The following is a 15,614-nucleotide window of genomic DNA, read 5'->3' as shown; positions in this document are numbered from 1 at the left end:
GCGTCGCGTACAGGCACATCGGTTGCCGGTCGGAATGGCCGCAGGATCTTGCCGAGGATCGCGTTGTTGCGCACGCCAGTGTCATACCGGCCGCCGTAACGCGAGGCCGAGCGTCAGGCGTTGCGTGACGTTCGCGTCGATGTCGGCTTCGAGCACCGCGCCGTCGCGAGCAATCGGCACGCCCGACAGCCGGAACGACGTGCCGCCGTCCGCGAACGTGAACGCCGACGACGGCCGCACGTTGCCGCACGCATGCCGCCAACCGACGGTGCCGCGCGCGGTGAACGTGCCGCTCGCGATCGAACCGAGCGGCGACGCCGCGCGCAGCCGGAGCGTCGAGACGCCGACGCGGGTCGTCTCGCCGCCGGCGCGCAGCACCCGCGCCCGTCCGTGCAATGGATGATGCCGGCCACGAGGGCCGGCAACAGGGAGACTGAAAGAATGTGAAGCCTGCACCGCGGCGCCCGACCGGCACCGCCCCGGCTCAATCGGCCGGGCACATCGCGAGCCGCCCCATCGCCTCGCCGGCGCCGCGCACCGCACAGGTGGCCGGCTCATCGGCGATCCGCGCGACCAGCCCGGTCTCGTCGTACAGCAGGCGTTCGAGCCCGGCGAGCAGCGCGCCGCCGCCGGTGAGCACCACACCGCGATTCGCGATATCGGTCACGAGTTCGGCCGGCGCGTTTTCCAGCACCGACTTCACCGCGCCGATCACCTGCTTGAGCGGCGCGGCCAGCGCGTCCGCGACGTCGTGATTGGACAGCTCGACCGAACGCGGCAGGCCGTCGCCGATGCCGCGGCCGACGGCGCGGGTCGACGTGCGCGGCACCGCGCTGGTGGCCGAGCCGATCGTCTTCTTCACGTGCTCCGCCGTCTGCTCGCCGAGCAGCACGCCATACAGGTTGCGGATATGGTTGACGATCGCCGCGTCGAACTGGTTGCCGCCGACGCGAATCGCCTCGCGGTACACGATGCCGCCGAGCGCGATGACGGCGACTTCGGTCGTCCCGCCGCCGATGTCGATGACCATCGAGCCGACCGCCTCGGTCACCGGCAAACCCGCGCCGAGCCCGGCCGCGAGCGATTCCTCGATCAGTTCGACCTCCGATACGCCGGCCGCGAACGCGGCCTCGCGGATCGCGCGGCGCTCGACGGCCGTCGCGTCGGACGGCACGCACAACGTGACCTCGACGCGACGGCCGAAGCGCGAGCGCGTGCGCGACATGTCGATGAAGCTGCGGATCATCTGTTCGGCCGCGTGCGCGTCCGCGATCACGCCGTGCCGCATGGGCCGCACGGATTCGAGATGCCCCGGTTCGCGGCCGAGCAATGCCTTCGCGAGCTCGCCGACGGCCTCGAGCGTCGGCCGCGCGTCGGTTGCGCCGCCCTTGCGGAAGCAGACGACCGACGGCTGGTTCAGCACCACGCCGCGTTCGTGCGTATAGATCCGCGTACTTGCCGTTCCCAGGTCGATCGCAACGGGTTGCGCAAACAACTTTCCGAACAGCGGAGTCGACATATTTCAAACCTTTGTGAGGGAACGGGCCGGGACAGCCGCGCCGCACGTTTTGCCGCGCGTCCATGCCGTCCCATCACGAGCTTAGCGGCAAATCGTTCCGATACTTTAGGCAATTCCCATGATTTTTTCGCGACGAAATTGCCGAATGTGGCGTTTCGGGTACGTCCGGCTACGCAACGGCCTCTCGCGTCGGGCCTGTAAAACACGGTAATCTCTCGGTCTTGCCTGCTCCCGGCAGGCCTCAGACGCACGATCACGCCAGGTATGTTCGCCATGACAGCGACCGTTTTCTTCCGCTGGGCGCCGGTGCGCCCGCTCTGCACGACGCTCGTTGCCTTCTGGTGCTGCACGGTCGCCGCGCAACCGCTGCCGGCCACCGAAGCCGCCGCTGCCCGGACCGCTGCCGCCGACGCGCCGGCCGCCGCACCTGCCGCACCTGCCGCGTCGGCGCACAGCTGCACGGCCGACGGCGGCCCGGCCGGCCGGCCGTCGATCGGCCTCGTGCTGTCCGGCGGCGGCGCGCGCGGCTACGCACACCTCGGTGTCCTGAAAGTGCTGGCGGACAACCGGATTCCGATCGACTGCATCGCGGGCACCAGCATGGGCGCCGTGGTCGGCGGCCTGTACGCGAGCGGGATGGCGGCCGACGAGATGCAGAAGCGGCTGTCGGAGGTCAATCTGGCGGATATCGCGTTCGACGTGACGGACCGTGCCGACCTGCCGCAAACCAGCCGGGAAGACGAACGCCTGTACATCAATGGGCTGACGCTCGGCTTCGGCAAGAAAGGCGTCAAGGCGCCGGTCGGCCTCGTACAGGGCAACCGGCTGCAGGCGCTGCTCGCGGACTGGACGGCCGCCGTGCCGACCAACCAGCCGTTCGACCACCTGCCGATCCCGTACCGCGCGGTCGCGACCGACCTGCAGACGGGCCAGATGGTCGTGCTCGACCACGGCTCGCTGCCGCTCGCGATTCGCGCGAGCATGGCGATGCCGGGCCTGTTCGCACCGGCCGAGATCAACGGGCGCGCGCTGGTGGACGGCGGGCTCGTCAGCAACCTGCCCGTCGACACCGCGCGCCAGATGGGCGCGAACGTCGTGATCGCCGTCGACATCGGCTCGCAACTGCGCCCGCTCGACGCGCTCGCGTCGCCTGCCGACGTGATGCAGCAAATGGTCGGCATCCTGATCCGCCAGAACGTGACCGCGCAGCGCAAGCAACTCGACGCGCAAGACGTGCTGCTCACGCCGGACCTCGGCTCGCTCGCGTTCACCGATTTCCAGAACGCGAAGCAGGCGATTGCCGCCGGCGAAGCCGCCGCGACCGCGGCGCTGCCGAAACTGCGGCGTTTCGCGCTCACGCCGGAACAGTACGCGGCCTACCAGTCCGCGCACGCGCAGCCGCTGCCGCCGCCGATCCGGATCACGCGCATCGACATCAAGACGAGCGGCGGCGTGCCGAAGCGCGTCGTCAGCAACGCGCTGCACGTGAAACCCGGCGACATCTACGATCCGAAGACCGTCAGCCAGGATCTGCTCGGACTCACGACCGGCGGCAACTTCGAGAGCGTCACGCAGCAGATCGTGAGCCGCGGCGACGACAACGTGCTCGAGATCAACGCGCGCGAGAAGTACTGGGGGCCCAACTTCCTGCTGTTCGGGCTCGGCATGTCGAGCAGTTCGACCGACGAAGGCGGCTTCCGCCTGCACGTCGGCTACCGGCGGCCGTGGCTCACCGAATCGGGGCTGGAATTCCGCGCGGACACGACGATCGGCAGCGACCTGCAGTCGGCACGCGTCGAATTGCGCCAGCCGCTGTCGACCGCGTACGGCGTGTACCTGTCGCCGTACGCCGAATACCAGCGTCGCTATGCGAACCTGTACGACAACTCCGGCGACGTGAAGATCACGCAGTACCTGATGCAGACGGCACGCGCGGGAATCGATCTGGGCCTGCCGATCGCGCGGCTCGGCGATTTCCGGATCGGCGTCGGTTACGTGACCGGGCACGGCTCGCCGACCTACAACGTGCCGTTCGACGACGGCAGCGGCCAGACGCTGCTGTGGCCGAGCTTCACGTCCCAAGCGCTGGTCGCGCGGGCGCGGCTCGTGATCGATCAGCTCGACGATCCGATGTTCCCGCGCAAGGGCTATTTCGGCGAACTGCGGGTCGACCGCTCGCTCGTGTCGCGCAACGGCGGCTCGGCGCAGGAATTCGACGACGGGATCAACAACGCGCCCTATACCGAGATCTACGGCAAGGCGATGATTGCGCAGCAGTTCGGCCGACACAGCGTCAGCGCGACGATCGAAGGCGGCAAAAGCATCGGCGGCACCAACCTGATCAACGCGTTCAACTTCACGCTCGGCGGCTTCCAGCATCTGTCCGCCTATGCGGCCGATCAGTTGAACGGCAACGAGCTGGCGTACGGGCAGATCACGTACATGAACCAGCTGATGACGTTCAATGCATCGCCGATCAAGGCGCTGTCGGTGGGCGCCAGCGCGGAAGTCGGCAACGTCTGGTCCAGCGGCCAGCAGATCGGCGGCGGCTCGCTCAAGCAGAGCTACACATTCTTCACGAGCCTGTCGACCGCGTTCGGGCCCGTCTACATCGGCGTGGCGCTCGCGCCCGGCGGCCGACGCAACTTCTACCTGCAGCTCGGCCGCACCTACTGAGCCTGCGCGGATGCCGCTTCGGCGGCGTCCGTGGCGCGCGTGCGCCCGCCGGCAGCCTGCGTCTTCGCGATTGCCGTCGATCGGCCCCGCGCGCAGCGCGCTAGACCGGCCAGCTGATCTCGAACCGCGCGCCGCCGAGCTCGACCGGATCGACGACCGCGATCCGGCCGTTGTGCGCGTGGAGCACCTGTCGCGTGATCGACAGGCCGAGCCCGTAGCCGCCGGTGCGACGGTCGAGGCGCACGAACGCGTCGAAGATCCGTTCGCGCTCGCTCTCGGGCACCCCTGGACCGTCGTCCTCGACGAAGATCCCGATGTTGCCGTGCAAGAGCGAGATCCCGACGACGATCCGCGATTTCGCGTACTTGCTCGCGTTGCGCAACAGGTTGCGCATCGCATACGACATCAGCCGCCGATCCATCTTCACGCGCAGATCCGGCCCGATCGCGATGCGCGACTCGATCGTGCGATCCGGATACAGCAGTTGCGCGTCGTTCACCTGATGCTCGAACCACGCGACCGGCGCGGTCATCTCGAGGTTCGACTGCAACGAGCTGTATTCGAGCCGGGCATACGTGAGGCTCATGTCGATCAGCTCCTCGAGCTCGGTCACGTCCTGCGCGATGCTCTCGAGCGCGCCCTGGTATTCGGCCGCCGAACCCGGTTCGCGCAGCATTTCGAGCGCGAAGCGCACGCGCGCGAGCGGCGTGCGCAGCTCATGCGAGATCCCGTTCGTCAGATCGCGCTGCGCGGCGATCAGCCGCTCCATGCGCATCGCGAGCGCATTCAGCGTGCGCGCGAGCGGGCCGATGATCACGCTGTGCGATTCGCGCGCGCGCGTGTTGAAGCGCCCGCCGGTGAAGTCGATCGCGCGCTCGCGCACCATCACCAGATCCGACCACACCGGCCGCATCCACCGGTACGCGGCGAGCGCGGGCGCCGTGAACACGAACGCCAGCACGATCCAGATGTCGCCCGGCAGCGAGTCGAACGCATGCCACACGACCTGCGGCGACAATTCGACGGACAACGCGAGCGCGGGCACCAGCGCGGTCAGCAAGACGAGGCCGAGCAGATGCACGTAGGTGCGCACGTACAGGCGCGACCAGCTCGGAATGCGGTCGGCGCGCGTGTCGGTCCACGCGCGACGGAAATGCAGCCAGCGCCATTTGACGTAGCGCAGCGTCGGCAGCGGCGGCGCATCGGGGCGAGAACGGGTTCGTCGGATCATCGCGGCTCCCGGCCGGCGGGCGGAATGTCCGCGCGGAACGTGACGGCGTCGCGCGACGGCGGCGTCATTCCCACGCGTGCTTGCTGAATTGATAACCCTTGCTGCGGATCGTCTTGATCCGCTGCGGGTTGCTCGCGTCGTCGCGCAGCTTGCGGCGCAGCTTCGAGATGCGCCCGTCGATCGTGCGGTCGAGACCGTCGAATTCGACGCCGCGCAGCTGCAGCATCAGATCGTCGCGGCTGACGACTTCGCCCGCATGACACACGAGCGCCCACAGCAGGTCGAATTCGGCCGACGTCAGGTCGGGCGTGCTGCCGTCGGGCAGCACGACGGTGCGGTCGGTGCGGTCGATCGAGAACTTGCCGAACGCGTAGCGCTCCGGTTGCGGCGCGGCGCTCTCGGCCGCGCGCACGGGCGCGCGGCGCAGTTGCGCCTTGATCCGCGCGAGCAGGATGCGCGGCTCCACCGGCTTGTGCACGTAGTCGTCCGCGCCGAATTCGAGGCCGAGCAGCTCGTCGAACGGCTCGTCGCGCGCCGTCACCATGATGATCACGCCGTCGTACTGCTTGCGCGCCTCGCGGCAGATTTCGAAGCCGTCCTTGCCCGGCAGGTTCACGTCGAGGATGACGAGATCGGGACGAATGGACAGGATCGCCGGCACCGCGGCGTCACCATGCAGCACAGTGTCGACTTCGTAGTCGTTCTTGCGCAGGTAGCCGGCGATCAGCGTGGACAGGCGGGTGTCGTCTTCGACGAGCAGGATGCGAAAAGACATGGGCGGCGTTCGGATCATCGGAGAAGCCGCGGCGGCGGCGCCGGCCGGTGCCGGACGCCGGCCAGCGGCCGAAACGTACCGCATGATACTGCGCCCGCCGCTCGCCTGTTTGCCGGTCTTGAAAATAAGGGCGCGATTTCGGCCGCGCTTGACGAATCGGCGCCGGGACGGTTCCATACGGGCTCGCCGGAATCCGGCCTGCCTCTACCCTGCCTGACGCGATGAATTACCAGACGATCCTCGAACGCATCCACGCCGAACTCGCCCCCTGGATTGGCCAGGGACGGGTGGCCGACTACATTCCCGAACTCGCGAAAGTGCCCGCCGACAAGTTCGGGATGGCCGTCGTGACGCTCGACGGAAACGTTTACACCGTTGGCGATGCGCACGAGCGCTTCTCGATCCAGAGCATCTCGAAGCTGTTCGCGTGCACGCTCGCGTTCCAGTTGCTGGGCGACGCGCTGTGGGAACGGGTCGGCCGCGAGCCGTCCGGTACCGCGTTCAATTCGCTGGTCCAGCTCGAAAGCGAGCGCGGCAAGCCGCGCAACCCGTTCATCAACGCGGGCGCACTGGTCGTCACCGACGTGCTGTGCCGCCGCTTCGTGAAGGCCGAGACGGCGCTCGTCGAATTCGTGCGACGGCTGATCGGCGCGAACGACATCGACTACGACTCGCGCGTCGCGCTGTCGGAGTTGCAGCACGCGGAGCGCAACCGCGCGATGGCGCATTTCATGGCGAGCTTCGGCAACATGCAGATGCCGCCCGACACGGTGATCGACGCGTATTGCCGCCAGTGCGCGATCACGATGAACTGCGTCGAGCTCGCCAGCGCCGCGCTGTTTCTTGCGAACGGCGGCGTCGCGCCGGCGACCGGCGAGCGCATCGTCGATTCGAGTTCCGCGAAGCGGCTGTCGGCGCTGATGCTGACCTGCGGGACGTACGATGCGGCCGGCGATTTCGTGTATCGGGTCGGGCTGCCGGCGAAGAGCGGCGTCGGCGGCGGGATCGTCGCGGTGCTGCCCGGGGAGATGGCGGTGTGCGTGTGGGCGCCGGGGCTGGATGCGAACGGGAATTCGTTGGCGGGGACGCTGGCTTTGGAATGGTTGACGACTTATACGGGCAGGTCGATTTTTTGAGGCGGCGAAGTTAGCCTCGCCTCACCCGGCGCAATGGGCGATATCGGCAGCACGTCAACATGGTTCGCGGCAGAAGCTGATCAAACGGAGACTCGATAATGGCGTTGTACGGGATATCGGCATTGGCGATCCTGCTTTTTTTGACGCTTGCAGTCACCGTACCGATCACGCTAATCGTCGTGGCCTTCGGGTTGAACGGTCGCGTTCGCAAGCATAAGGCCTGGAGATGCGGCGCGGTCTTTCTCGGTTGCCTGGTGTTCGTGCAGGTTGTCACGCTTTTCAACAATCGTGCAATTGCCGACGGCTATGACCACGCAATAAGCGCCTGGTACACCCACCACCTCACACGGGCAACGGTATTCGACGGAATGACGTTCCCGCCAGGCTCGACGGTTGTCCTGGACGACTACGCGCCACACTCGGTCCGAAGCGGGACCGTCCCGCCGAACACGCCGCTTCTCGGGCTCACCGTGAGTGGAGACTTCGCCGTGTTTCGTGTCGACAACAAGACGCGCTACCTTGCATCGGGAACGCTTGCGAAGCCGGCATCGTTCGCCGGGATCGAGTGCGCACCCGGCCCATTTACGCACAATCAGGAGCGCACTCCCCCCGAATACGTCAACCTTGTGGACACCGTGGACTGCACGCTGGCCTCTGGGCTTCAAGATCATGAACTCGATCTCCCTGCCGGAACCCATGTCAAGGCGGTCGCTGTCGACGGCGCTGTCGCAGCGCCGATTTCGGGAGAGCTACCCCGCCCGCGGAAAATTTTCGGTATTGAATGCGACGCAGGGCCATTTGAATTCGACACTTTCGATCGATTCACCTGCATTCTGGCCGTGAACCAACGTGTGGGTGAACACGAACTACGCCGTGGGGAAGAGGTTATGGTATCGAGGAAACAGGACGGCAGTCTCAAGCTGTCTGGCAGATATTGAGGAGGCGGTGAGCGGTACCCGTACGTGGCTCATATTGCCGGAGTGCCGACACGCTGGCGCTGGAACGGTTGACGCCTTATACGGGGCGGTCGATTTTTGAGGTGGTGAAATTGAGCGCGTCTCATTTGGCGCAATGGCGACATGCAAATATCGACATACCCTTCCGAAGGCTCATACAAGAAATTAAAAAATGAAAATATTGCTCATCGCTTCACTAGGAATTTCATTGTTTTCTCAAACACCCGCAGCCTTTGCGGATAGTGACAACGGGAAAAAGATCTTCCTGGCGAGATGCGCCATGTGCCATGGAGCAGACGCCCGAGGAACGGGACCGTTGGCCAATAAAAGCAGTCCGCCTACGCCCGATCTTACGACACCCGCTTTCAAAAAACGGCTTAGTGATTATCCGGGCGTTATCGTTTCATCCATCATACTTCGCCCAAACGGAGATCTGATTCCGAAAACCTTGCGTGAAAATGGCATAAAGCTGCCCCCACATTCATGGACGGTTAAAGATTTTCGCGATCTGAATCAATATATGACTGAATTGATTTCAAAGAAATAGCGCGGTGACCCGAGATGGATCGGCCGAGCGATTCATCCATTCGTTGCATCGACGGGCCGAACCCGCACAGTACGGCGGTCGCTCGCCGGGATATCGTGGCTGACAGGTCGTCGGCTGACGCTCACGCGTGAGCATCAGTCCGGCATCCCGTTATGGTCTCCGAGCGGCCGGGTGGGCCAGTCCACCCATCGGTCCGCGCGGGTCAGTTCGTACGCTTCGTTGAGCGGGTACCGGATACGGTTGTCGTCGCGAGGACGTTCGCCGATCACCATCAATCTGACTTCATCCTTCGTATTGTTGATGAAGGTGTGACAAATTCCGGTACCTGCCGGAAACGCGACGGAATCGCCCTCGGCAATGGGGTGAAGTACGCCGTCGATCCATACATCGGGCTTGCCTTCGAGCACGTACACGAACTCCTGCTCGGTACTTTCGGCGTGCGGATATGATGTCCGCCGTCCGGGCAGAAGTCTGACATGATGGATCCCGATACGCGTGATGCCGAGTGCGGCCGAAAGCGGCGCATCGAGCGCCATTGGCTCGGTATCGCCGCGATAGGAATGCGCATCCGGTTCTTCGAGTTCAGTCCAGTGCTTGATGAAATCCGGCCGGCTCATCGGGTGTTCTCCTTTAAGAGGAACGTCCATGATAGCGGCTTGCGGAAACGACAAAAATGCGTTCGTGGCGCGGCATTTCGGATGTTGGGCTGCGACCGTCGCGCGTGGCCGTTTTGCCGATCCCGGCCGTTGGCGGCTGCGCGGCGCCCGCACGGTTCATTCCGAAGGAATCGCACCAGAACTTATATTTCCGCCGGTACGGGGCACGCTGGTGCCGACGTGACTCGCGACATATACCGCACCACCGATTTTCCGACATTCCGAAGCGATTACTGGAGAACCCCACGCATGAATCCGGACAACGCATCAGCAATCGCAACCCCTGCCCGCGCGGACGCCGGCAGCAGCTCCTCCGCGCCGATCCCGCCCATCGTGCCATCCAAAACCGCGCTGCTGGTCATGCATTACCAGACCGATATCCTCGGGCTCTTCCCGTCGGTCGCGCCCGAGCTGCTCGCCAACACGCGCCGTCTCTGCGACGCGGCGCGAGCCGCCGGCGTCGGCGTCTGGTTCGCGAATCTGCGCTTCAGCCCCGGCTATCCGGAAGTCAGCCCGCGCAACAAGAACGGCCAGGGTATCAAGCAGCTCGGCCTCTTCATCGACGACGCCCCGTGTCCCGAACTGGCCAGGCAGCCCGACGAACCGCTGATCGTCGCCCATCGCGCGAGCGTATTCTTCGGCACCGATCTGCAGGCGCGGCTCGTCGCACAGGGCGTCGATTCGCTGATCATGGTCGGCATCGCCTCGACCGGCGTGATGCTGTCGTCGATCGCCCACGCGAGCGACGCCGATTTCGGCCTCTACACGGTCAAGGATTGCTGCTACGACCCGGACCCGATCGTCCACGAGCATCTGTTCGCCACCGCGTTCGAATCGCGCACGACGGTCCTGTCGCTCGCGGATGCGCTGCGGCTGCTGGCGTGACGACGGACTCGTCGCACCGCCGTTCGACACCATGCATCCGACGGCGGGCTCGAGGCTGCGCTGACGGACGTGCCGACGGCCACGCGGTGGTTCGGCGTGCCGTCCGCGGCGCGTTGAGCGCAGCCGCCCGACGCGGGCAGCGGTTGTACGTTGCCGACCGACGAATCTGCATGCGTGCCATCAACGGCACGCGCGACATGCTCGAATGCCCATACCGCCCGTCCCGCCGCAGCCCCGACCGCCCGCGACGTGCGCGATATCGCGCACGTCAGCCGCGCCCCGTCACTTCGCGATGAACACACCCGACGTCGGGCACGTGCCCTGCGTATTGCCGTCCGTCACGAGCGATGCCGCGCTCGGAAACTGCGCGGTCGCATTCGTCTTCACCGCGATCCAGGCTTCGGTGAAGTAGCTCACGCCGTTCGTCTTCGTGCACTTCAGCGACACCGCGCTGCGCGTGTTGCTGCCGAACGCGCCTTCGAACGCCGACAGCAACTGGTTACGCGTGACCGTCTTGCCCGCGTTCGCTTGCAGGAACGCGTTGAACGACGTGTTGCCCAACCGGCTGATCATGCCCGACGCCTGATTCCAGTAAGCATCGGGCGTCGCCGAATTCGAACACGTGCCGTGCTTGAACCATTCGTGCTTGTCGAGACACGATGCGACGCCCGGCATGTACGTCGACAGCGTGTTGCGGGTCGCGCTGCTGATCGGGTATGCGTCCATGCTGCACCACTGGTGCGCGTTGTCGAGGTCGATGTCGCTCTGCGGCACGCCGCAATAGAACGGCTGATTGCCGTCGTAGCGGTTCGGCCACAGCCCGTGCAGCGACAGGCTCGTCGCCGCATACGAGCCGGCGAGGTTCGTGCATTCCGGTGTGTCGTGCGACGCGCAGAAACCCGGCTCCCACGACGCGGCGAGCAACAGGTAGTCGTAGCTGGTCTGCGCGGCGGCGTGCAGTGAAACGGAAGCGACGGCGAGTGCGGCAGCGGCGCGGGCGAGCGTCTTGAGCATGGCGTGTTTCCTCGGAAAGGGCTTGCGGTCGCGGGATGCGCCGCAAGGTTGTCGAATGTCTGCCCGCGATTGTTGCCGAAGCAACATGGCACGAATGTGAAGGTGGACGAAAGAATGCGCGATCGCTCACGTGCCGAGCTGCGTGCACGCGCGCGCCGACGCTTCGGGGCCCTCGAGCGCGAGAATCTGCCACACGCCGATGCTGACGCGCTGGCGCGCCGCCGTCGACGCATCGGCCAGCAACGCCTCGACACGCGGCGCGGCGTCGGGCGCCTTCTGCTTCAGCGCCGCGTGGTGCCGCGCACGCGACGCCGGTTCGGGCTCGTACACGTCGCAGAGGCGCACCATGCCGGCGAGGCCGGCCAGATCGTCGTCCGTGTCGATCGCGGCCGGCTCGACGGACGCGAGCCCCTTGCGCTCTTCCGGCGGCAGCTTGTTGCGCGCGCCTTCGTCGATCGTCGTGGCGGAAGCCGGCGGCAGGCCGCCGATCGCCGCGACGATCCGGCTGCCCGCGGCGATCATGTCGCCCTGGCACGCGATCTTCTCGGCGGCCGCGACGTTCGAGCAGAACGACACCGACGTCCGGTACACGTCGTTGCTCATGCGCGGCACTTCGTCCGTGTCCGCCTGCGCGAGGCCGGCGCTCGCCAGCGTCAGCGCGGCGGGAATCAGGATGCGGAACGCCTTCGTGTTGTTCATTGTCGTCGTCCGTGGGGGCTGATGGCAGGCGATATCGCGGCGCCGCGCGAAGGCGCGCCTCGTGACGCCGGGCCTGCGTCCGGCGCCACGCGTTTCACTTCATCGACGCCGCCTCCGATCCGCCGGGCGACAGCGCCGCGCTGTCCTGCTCGCGCCACGCGCGGCGCGACGCCATGATCGCGCTCACGGCCGAGCGCGCCACCTTCCACCACGCGAACGGACGCGGATCGGCGAGCATGCTGAGCGCGCGCGCATAGTCGAGCGTGAGCCCGGGCGTCCACGCCATCGTCACCGCACGCTTGCGGATCTGCGCGGCCACCCACAGCTCGGGCGTGAGCAGCAGCCGCACGAACGCGCCCCACCCGGCCCGCGCGCCCTTCAGCCGCCACACCGCGCCGTCGAGCGCGGCTTCGAGCGCATTCGACACGGAGCTCGAGCAGTTGCGGTGCGTGAGGTTGTACGTCGTGTTCTGCCGGTACGACGACCAGAACGCATCGAGCTTGGCCGGATCGTAGTTGCGGATGCGCACGCGCACCGTCGACGGACACCACGCTTTCGACTCGGTCGCATAGTCGGGCTGGAACAGGCCCGGCACGTCGTTCTCGCGCGTCGCACGCAGGATGCGCGTGAATTCGTCCGGAGAACGATCGATTTCGACGGCCGGATACAGGCTGATATAGATGCCCTCCGGCGACTCCAGCGCCGCATGGCCGGTCGAGATCACGCCGTTGACATCCACCGCCGCGATGTAGCGGTCGATCACCGGATAACGCTGCGCTTCGGCCTTCGACGTGCCGGTCGGCGTCCACACGTGCACGGTGAGCGCCCGCTCGCCGTCGGCCGGCGGGCCGTCCCATTCGGATTGCGCGAACTGCGGCAGGTCCGGCGCATCGTCGAGATCCGGCGCCAGCGCCGGCGCGGGCGACGTCGCGAACGCCGGGTTGCGTGTCAGCCGCCGCACGCGTGCGGCAAGGCTCAGCATGTGCATCCCGCCGAACGTCAGCAACAGGCCGAGGCAGTACGGCACGGTGCCCGCGTAGTGCGTCGGGTACGGCTGGAAGAAGAAGATCGCCAGCAGGATCTCGACGACGCCCCACGCGAACGCGACGTGCCAGCGGCGATAGCGCACCATCCATGCGGACGTGCATTGCAACAGCCCGTCGACGAGAAACAGCGTGCCGAAGATCATCGACAGCAGGAAATGGCCGTGATGATGGCCGGCAAACACGAGCCCCGCGGCCACCACGACCGCGATGCCCTTCACGTAGCGCAGGATGCGCTGCCCGCCGACCCCGCTGCCGGCCACCGCGAGCGTCGCGAGTCCCTCGATCAGGAACAGCCATGCGAACAGTTCGATCGGAAAATGCAGCGCGCCGTCGAGCGCATCGACGAAAATGCCGACGCCCGCGACGACCCACAGCCAGCCGAGCACGGTCAGCCCGCGCCAGCGGGTTCGCAGATATTCGATGCCCAGCAGCAGCAACACCAGTCGTACCATTGCGCCCTCGTATCTTTTTCGGGAAACGCGCGGCCTCGCGCTCCCTGCCGTTGCGGCCGCGCGTCGGGCGACGCACCGGCCGGAAGGCGGTCACCGTTGCCGGCGCGTCGTGTCGTCCACACGATCGATGGCAGCCGGCACGCGCCGCTCTGGCCGAATAATAAGATATGGTGAGACCGGTTGAAAGCCTCGCGAAAACGATTCCGCCGGGGCGCGCACCGCAAGTGCTGTCACAGGAGCATCGTCATGAATGCCTCACCGCTTCATCCGTCCTCGCTCGGCCCGCAACTCAAACGCTGGCGCGCGCTGCACCGCGTGAAGCAAAACCATGCGGCCGAGCTGTTCGGCGTCGCGCAATCGACGATCTCGCGCTGGGAGGCCGGCCTCCAGCAGATGTCGCCCGACGAGCGCGCGACGGCCGAACGGCTGCTCGCCGCGCGCCTCGATTCCGCCGGCGACCACGCACTCGCGCGGCTGATCGCCGGCAGCGCGGGCCGCATGCATCTCGTGTGCGATCTCACGCACCGTCTGCTTGCCAGCTCGCCGGCGCGCGCGGCCGAGTTCTCGCAGCCGCTTTCGACGCTGCTCGACACGTCGCTGTGGCGCTACGCGACGCCGGAAATCGTTCGCATGGAAGCCGCGCTCGCCCCGCTCGGCTGGCACGACCGCGCGGGCCCGCCGAGCGTCGAGTTCGACACCGGCGCGAATGCGTCGCGCGTCGTGCCGATTCGCGGCAGCCGGTGCCGGTGGACACGGATGACGTTGTCGGACGGCTCAGCCGTGCGGCTCGTGGAAACGCTCGACGCGCACTGACGTTCACGCATATTTCATGCGTGGACGAAGCGCGGCCGGCCGGCGTACGCTTGACGGCTCATCGCAAGGACGCCGACCATGAATCCCGATACGATCCACGCGCGGCTCGCTTTCCTGCGCGAAGCCGAACGCCTGAAGGACGTGCTGCGCAGCGGCTACACGTCGGCCGGGCGCCCCGAAAGCACGGCCGAGCACAGTTGGCGGCTGTGCCTGATGGCGCTCGTGTTCGCCGACGCGCTGCCGGGCGTCGACACGCTGAAGCTGCTGAAACTGTGCGTCGTCCACGACCTCGGCGAGGCGCTGCACGGCGACATCCCCGCGGTCGAGCAGAACGCACACCCCGACAAGAGCGCGCACGAACGCGACGACCTGCTGACGCTGACCGCGTCGCTCGACCGCGCGGTGCGCGACGAAATCGTCGCGCTATGGGATGAATACGAGGCAGCCGCCTCGCCGGAAGCCCGCGCGGCGAAGGCGCTCGACAAGCTCGAAACGATCCTGCAGCACAACCAGGGCAGCAATCCGCCCGATTTCGACTATGCGTTCAATCTCGGCTACGGGCGTCGCCACACCGACGCCGCGCCGCTGTTCCGCGCGATCCGCGAGATCGTCGATGCCGACACGCAGCGCAGGATCGACGCGGGTGGATGCCGCGCGTAAGCGCGCGGCACGGCGGTAGCACAAGACACCCTGTTGCCGTACCCGTCGCCGACTGTTCGGTGCGTCCCTGGTCACTAGCGGCGCGCGAACCTCTCCACCCAGAAGCCATTTCCGACTGACACGACGGGCAAAGCCGCCGCGCGTCGCATTCGGTACCGGCACGGACGGGCTACATATCTGCCCGCCTTCTCTACCGTGCGCCCCACGCGAAGGCCATCTGTTCAATGCCTTCGCCTCCATCCGGGCAGTCCGCCCGCTGCTTTTGCCGGACTGGACACACCATCCACGCCATTCTCCAGCGGCGCTCCAATTTCCTGCCCGGATAAGCGAAACCCTTGGCCCTGCCGCTCGCGAGGATTCCGAATCAACCCTCATTGCAATCGGAAAACGTCGACCAGTCCGATTTGACAAATTTAACAAAAATGACAATCGGCAACAATTTGATTATCTCTAAAAAATAAATCCTTGAAAAAACAACACCATAAAAATTAACCTATAAAAACACAGGAATACTAAATTGAAATTTTCTAATAAATCTCAAAGCTATAT

General features: G+C 66.1%; 14 protein-coding genes and 1 pseudogene. 7 read left to right on the top strand and 8 right to left on the bottom strand.

Annotated features, from left to right (window positions below; all coding sequences use genetic code 11):
- Positions 1–32 precede the first annotated feature (32 nt).
- Both WT53_RS14095 and WT53_RS14090 read right to left on the bottom strand, forming a co-directional pair.
- Positions 33–390, bottom strand: a pseudogene (locus tag WT53_RS14095) (autotransporter outer membrane beta-barrel domain-containing protein); the annotation flags it as partial.
- Positions 391–484: 94 nt separating this feature from the next.
- On the bottom strand, positions 485–1,519 hold the full coding sequence (locus WT53_RS14090) for a rod shape-determining protein (protein WP_034204364.1): 1,035 nt from the start codon (positions 1,517–1,519) through the stop codon (positions 485–487).
- Positions 1,520–1,792: 273 nt separating this feature from the next.
- Here WT53_RS14090 and WT53_RS14085 point away from each other — a divergent pair, with 273 nt between their 5' ends.
- Entirely contained in the window at positions 1,793–4,195 is a 2,403-nt protein-coding gene (locus WT53_RS14085) for a patatin-like phospholipase family protein (RefSeq protein WP_034206128.1), read from the top strand.
- A gap of 100 nt (positions 4,196–4,295) precedes the next feature.
- Here the strand turns inward: WT53_RS14085 and WT53_RS14080 are convergent, their stop codons facing one another.
- Both WT53_RS14080 and WT53_RS14075 read right to left on the bottom strand, forming a co-directional pair.
- Entirely contained in the window at positions 4,296–5,426 is a 1,131-nt protein-coding gene (locus tag WT53_RS14080) for an ATP-binding protein (RefSeq protein WP_034204363.1), read from the bottom strand.
- Positions 5,427–5,490: 64 nt separating this feature from the next.
- Positions 5,491–6,201: a response regulator gene (locus WT53_RS14075; RefSeq protein ID WP_034204362.1), complete on the bottom strand. Its 711-nt coding sequence runs from the start codon at positions 6,199–6,201 to the stop codon at positions 5,491–5,493.
- 221 nt (positions 6,202–6,422) lie between these two features.
- On the opposite strand from WT53_RS14075, the gene WT53_RS14070 reads away from it, so the two are divergent.
- From WT53_RS14070 to WT53_RS32370, 3 genes are all read left to right on the top strand, one after another.
- Entirely contained in the window at positions 6,423–7,337 is a 915-nt protein-coding gene (locus WT53_RS14070) for a glutaminase (RefSeq protein ID WP_034204361.1), read from the top strand.
- Between the two features lie 122 nt (positions 7,338–7,459).
- Complete coding sequence (locus WT53_RS14065) at positions 7,460–8,275, top strand: hypothetical protein (RefSeq protein ID WP_155294364.1); 816 nt, start codon at positions 7,460–7,462, stop codon at positions 8,273–8,275.
- A gap of 190 nt (positions 8,276–8,465) precedes the next feature.
- Positions 8,466–8,840 (top strand): cytochrome c, encoded by a 375-nt coding sequence (locus tag WT53_RS32370; RefSeq protein WP_080747633.1) that lies wholly within the window; start codon positions 8,466–8,468, stop codon positions 8,838–8,840.
- A 134-nt stretch (positions 8,841–8,974) separates the two neighbouring features.
- Here the strand turns inward: WT53_RS32370 and WT53_RS14060 are convergent, their stop codons facing one another.
- The gene (locus WT53_RS14060) at positions 8,975–9,457 is read right to left on the bottom strand and encodes a cupin domain-containing protein (protein WP_034204359.1); all 483 of its coding nucleotides are present in this window, start codon (positions 9,455–9,457) and stop codon (positions 8,975–8,977) included.
- Between the two features lie 288 nt (positions 9,458–9,745).
- On the opposite strand from WT53_RS14060, the gene WT53_RS14055 reads away from it, so the two are divergent.
- Positions 9,746–10,381 carry an isochorismatase family cysteine hydrolase gene (locus WT53_RS14055; protein WP_034204358.1) on the top strand — a complete coding sequence of 212 codons (636 nt, stop codon included), beginning with the start codon at positions 9,746–9,748 and terminating at the stop codon, positions 10,379–10,381.
- A gap of 282 nt (positions 10,382–10,663) precedes the next feature.
- Here the strand turns inward: WT53_RS14055 and WT53_RS14050 are convergent, their stop codons facing one another.
- From WT53_RS14050 to WT53_RS14040, 3 genes are all read right to left on the bottom strand, one after another.
- Positions 10,664–11,395 (bottom strand): ribonuclease T2, encoded by a 732-nt coding sequence (locus WT53_RS14050; RefSeq protein ID WP_034204357.1) that lies wholly within the window; start codon positions 11,393–11,395, stop codon positions 10,664–10,666.
- Between the two features lie 126 nt (positions 11,396–11,521).
- Entirely contained in the window at positions 11,522–12,094 is a 573-nt protein-coding gene (locus WT53_RS14045) for a hypothetical protein (RefSeq protein ID WP_034204356.1), read from the bottom strand.
- A 94-nt stretch (positions 12,095–12,188) separates the two neighbouring features.
- Positions 12,189–13,592 (bottom strand): HdeD family acid-resistance protein, encoded by a 1,404-nt coding sequence (locus WT53_RS14040; protein WP_034204355.1) that lies wholly within the window; start codon positions 13,590–13,592, stop codon positions 12,189–12,191.
- Positions 13,593–13,838: 246 nt separating this feature from the next.
- On the opposite strand from WT53_RS14040, the gene WT53_RS14035 reads away from it, so the two are divergent.
- Together WT53_RS14035 and WT53_RS14030 are read left to right on the top strand one after the other, a co-directional pair.
- Positions 13,839–14,405: a helix-turn-helix transcriptional regulator gene (locus tag WT53_RS14035; RefSeq protein ID WP_034204354.1), complete on the top strand. Its 567-nt coding sequence runs from the start codon at positions 13,839–13,841 to the stop codon at positions 14,403–14,405.
- A gap of 78 nt (positions 14,406–14,483) precedes the next feature.
- The gene (locus WT53_RS14030) at positions 14,484–15,065 is read left to right on the top strand and encodes an HD domain-containing protein (protein WP_034204353.1); all 582 of its coding nucleotides are present in this window, start codon (positions 14,484–14,486) and stop codon (positions 15,063–15,065) included.
- Positions 15,066–15,614 lie beyond the last annotated feature (549 nt).

This window comes from Burkholderia sp. MSMB2157WGS (assembly GCF_001532755.1).
Lineage (GTDB): Bacteria > Pseudomonadota > Gammaproteobacteria > Burkholderiales > Burkholderiaceae > Burkholderia.
Note: the sequence above shows the minus strand (reverse complement) of the source record. Positions and strands in the feature narration are given on the sequence as shown.

What these genes read in the sequence shown, in the direction of transcription:
- WT53_RS14090 (WP_034204364.1), bottom strand. Translation starts at nt 1,519, where the DNA reads ATGTCGACTCCGCTGTTCGGAAAGTTGTTTGCGCAACCCGTTGCGATC.
- WT53_RS14085 (WP_034206128.1), top strand. Translation starts at nt 1,793, where the DNA reads ATGACAGCGACCGTTTTCTTCCGCTGGGCGCCGGTGCGCCCGCTCTGC.
- WT53_RS14080 (WP_034204363.1), bottom strand. Translation starts at nt 5,426, where the DNA reads ATGATCCGACGAACCCGTTCTCGCCCCGATGCGCCGCCGCTGCCGACG.
- WT53_RS14075 (WP_034204362.1), bottom strand. Translation starts at nt 6,201, where the DNA reads ATGTCTTTTCGCATCCTGCTCGTCGAAGACGACACCCGCCTGTCCACG.
- WT53_RS14070 (WP_034204361.1), top strand. Translation starts at nt 6,423, where the DNA reads ATGAATTACCAGACGATCCTCGAACGCATCCACGCCGAACTCGCCCCC.
- WT53_RS32370 (WP_080747633.1), top strand. Translation starts at nt 8,466, where the DNA reads ATGAAAATATTGCTCATCGCTTCACTAGGAATTTCATTGTTTTCTCAA.
- WT53_RS14060 (WP_034204359.1), bottom strand. Translation starts at nt 9,457, where the DNA reads ATGAGCCGGCCGGATTTCATCAAGCACTGGACTGAACTCGAAGAACCG.
- WT53_RS14055 (WP_034204358.1), top strand. Translation starts at nt 9,746, where the DNA reads ATGAATCCGGACAACGCATCAGCAATCGCAACCCCTGCCCGCGCGGAC.
- WT53_RS14050 (WP_034204357.1), bottom strand. Translation starts at nt 11,395, where the DNA reads ATGCTCAAGACGCTCGCCCGCGCCGCTGCCGCACTCGCCGTCGCTTCC.
- WT53_RS14045 (WP_034204356.1), bottom strand. Translation starts at nt 12,094, where the DNA reads ATGAACAACACGAAGGCGTTCCGCATCCTGATTCCCGCCGCGCTGACG.
- WT53_RS14040 (WP_034204355.1), bottom strand. Translation starts at nt 13,592, where the DNA reads ATGGTACGACTGGTGTTGCTGCTGCTGGGCATCGAATATCTGCGAACC.
- WT53_RS14035 (WP_034204354.1), top strand. Translation starts at nt 13,839, where the DNA reads ATGAATGCCTCACCGCTTCATCCGTCCTCGCTCGGCCCGCAACTCAAA.
- WT53_RS14030 (WP_034204353.1), top strand. Translation starts at nt 14,484, where the DNA reads ATGAATCCCGATACGATCCACGCGCGGCTCGCTTTCCTGCGCGAAGCC.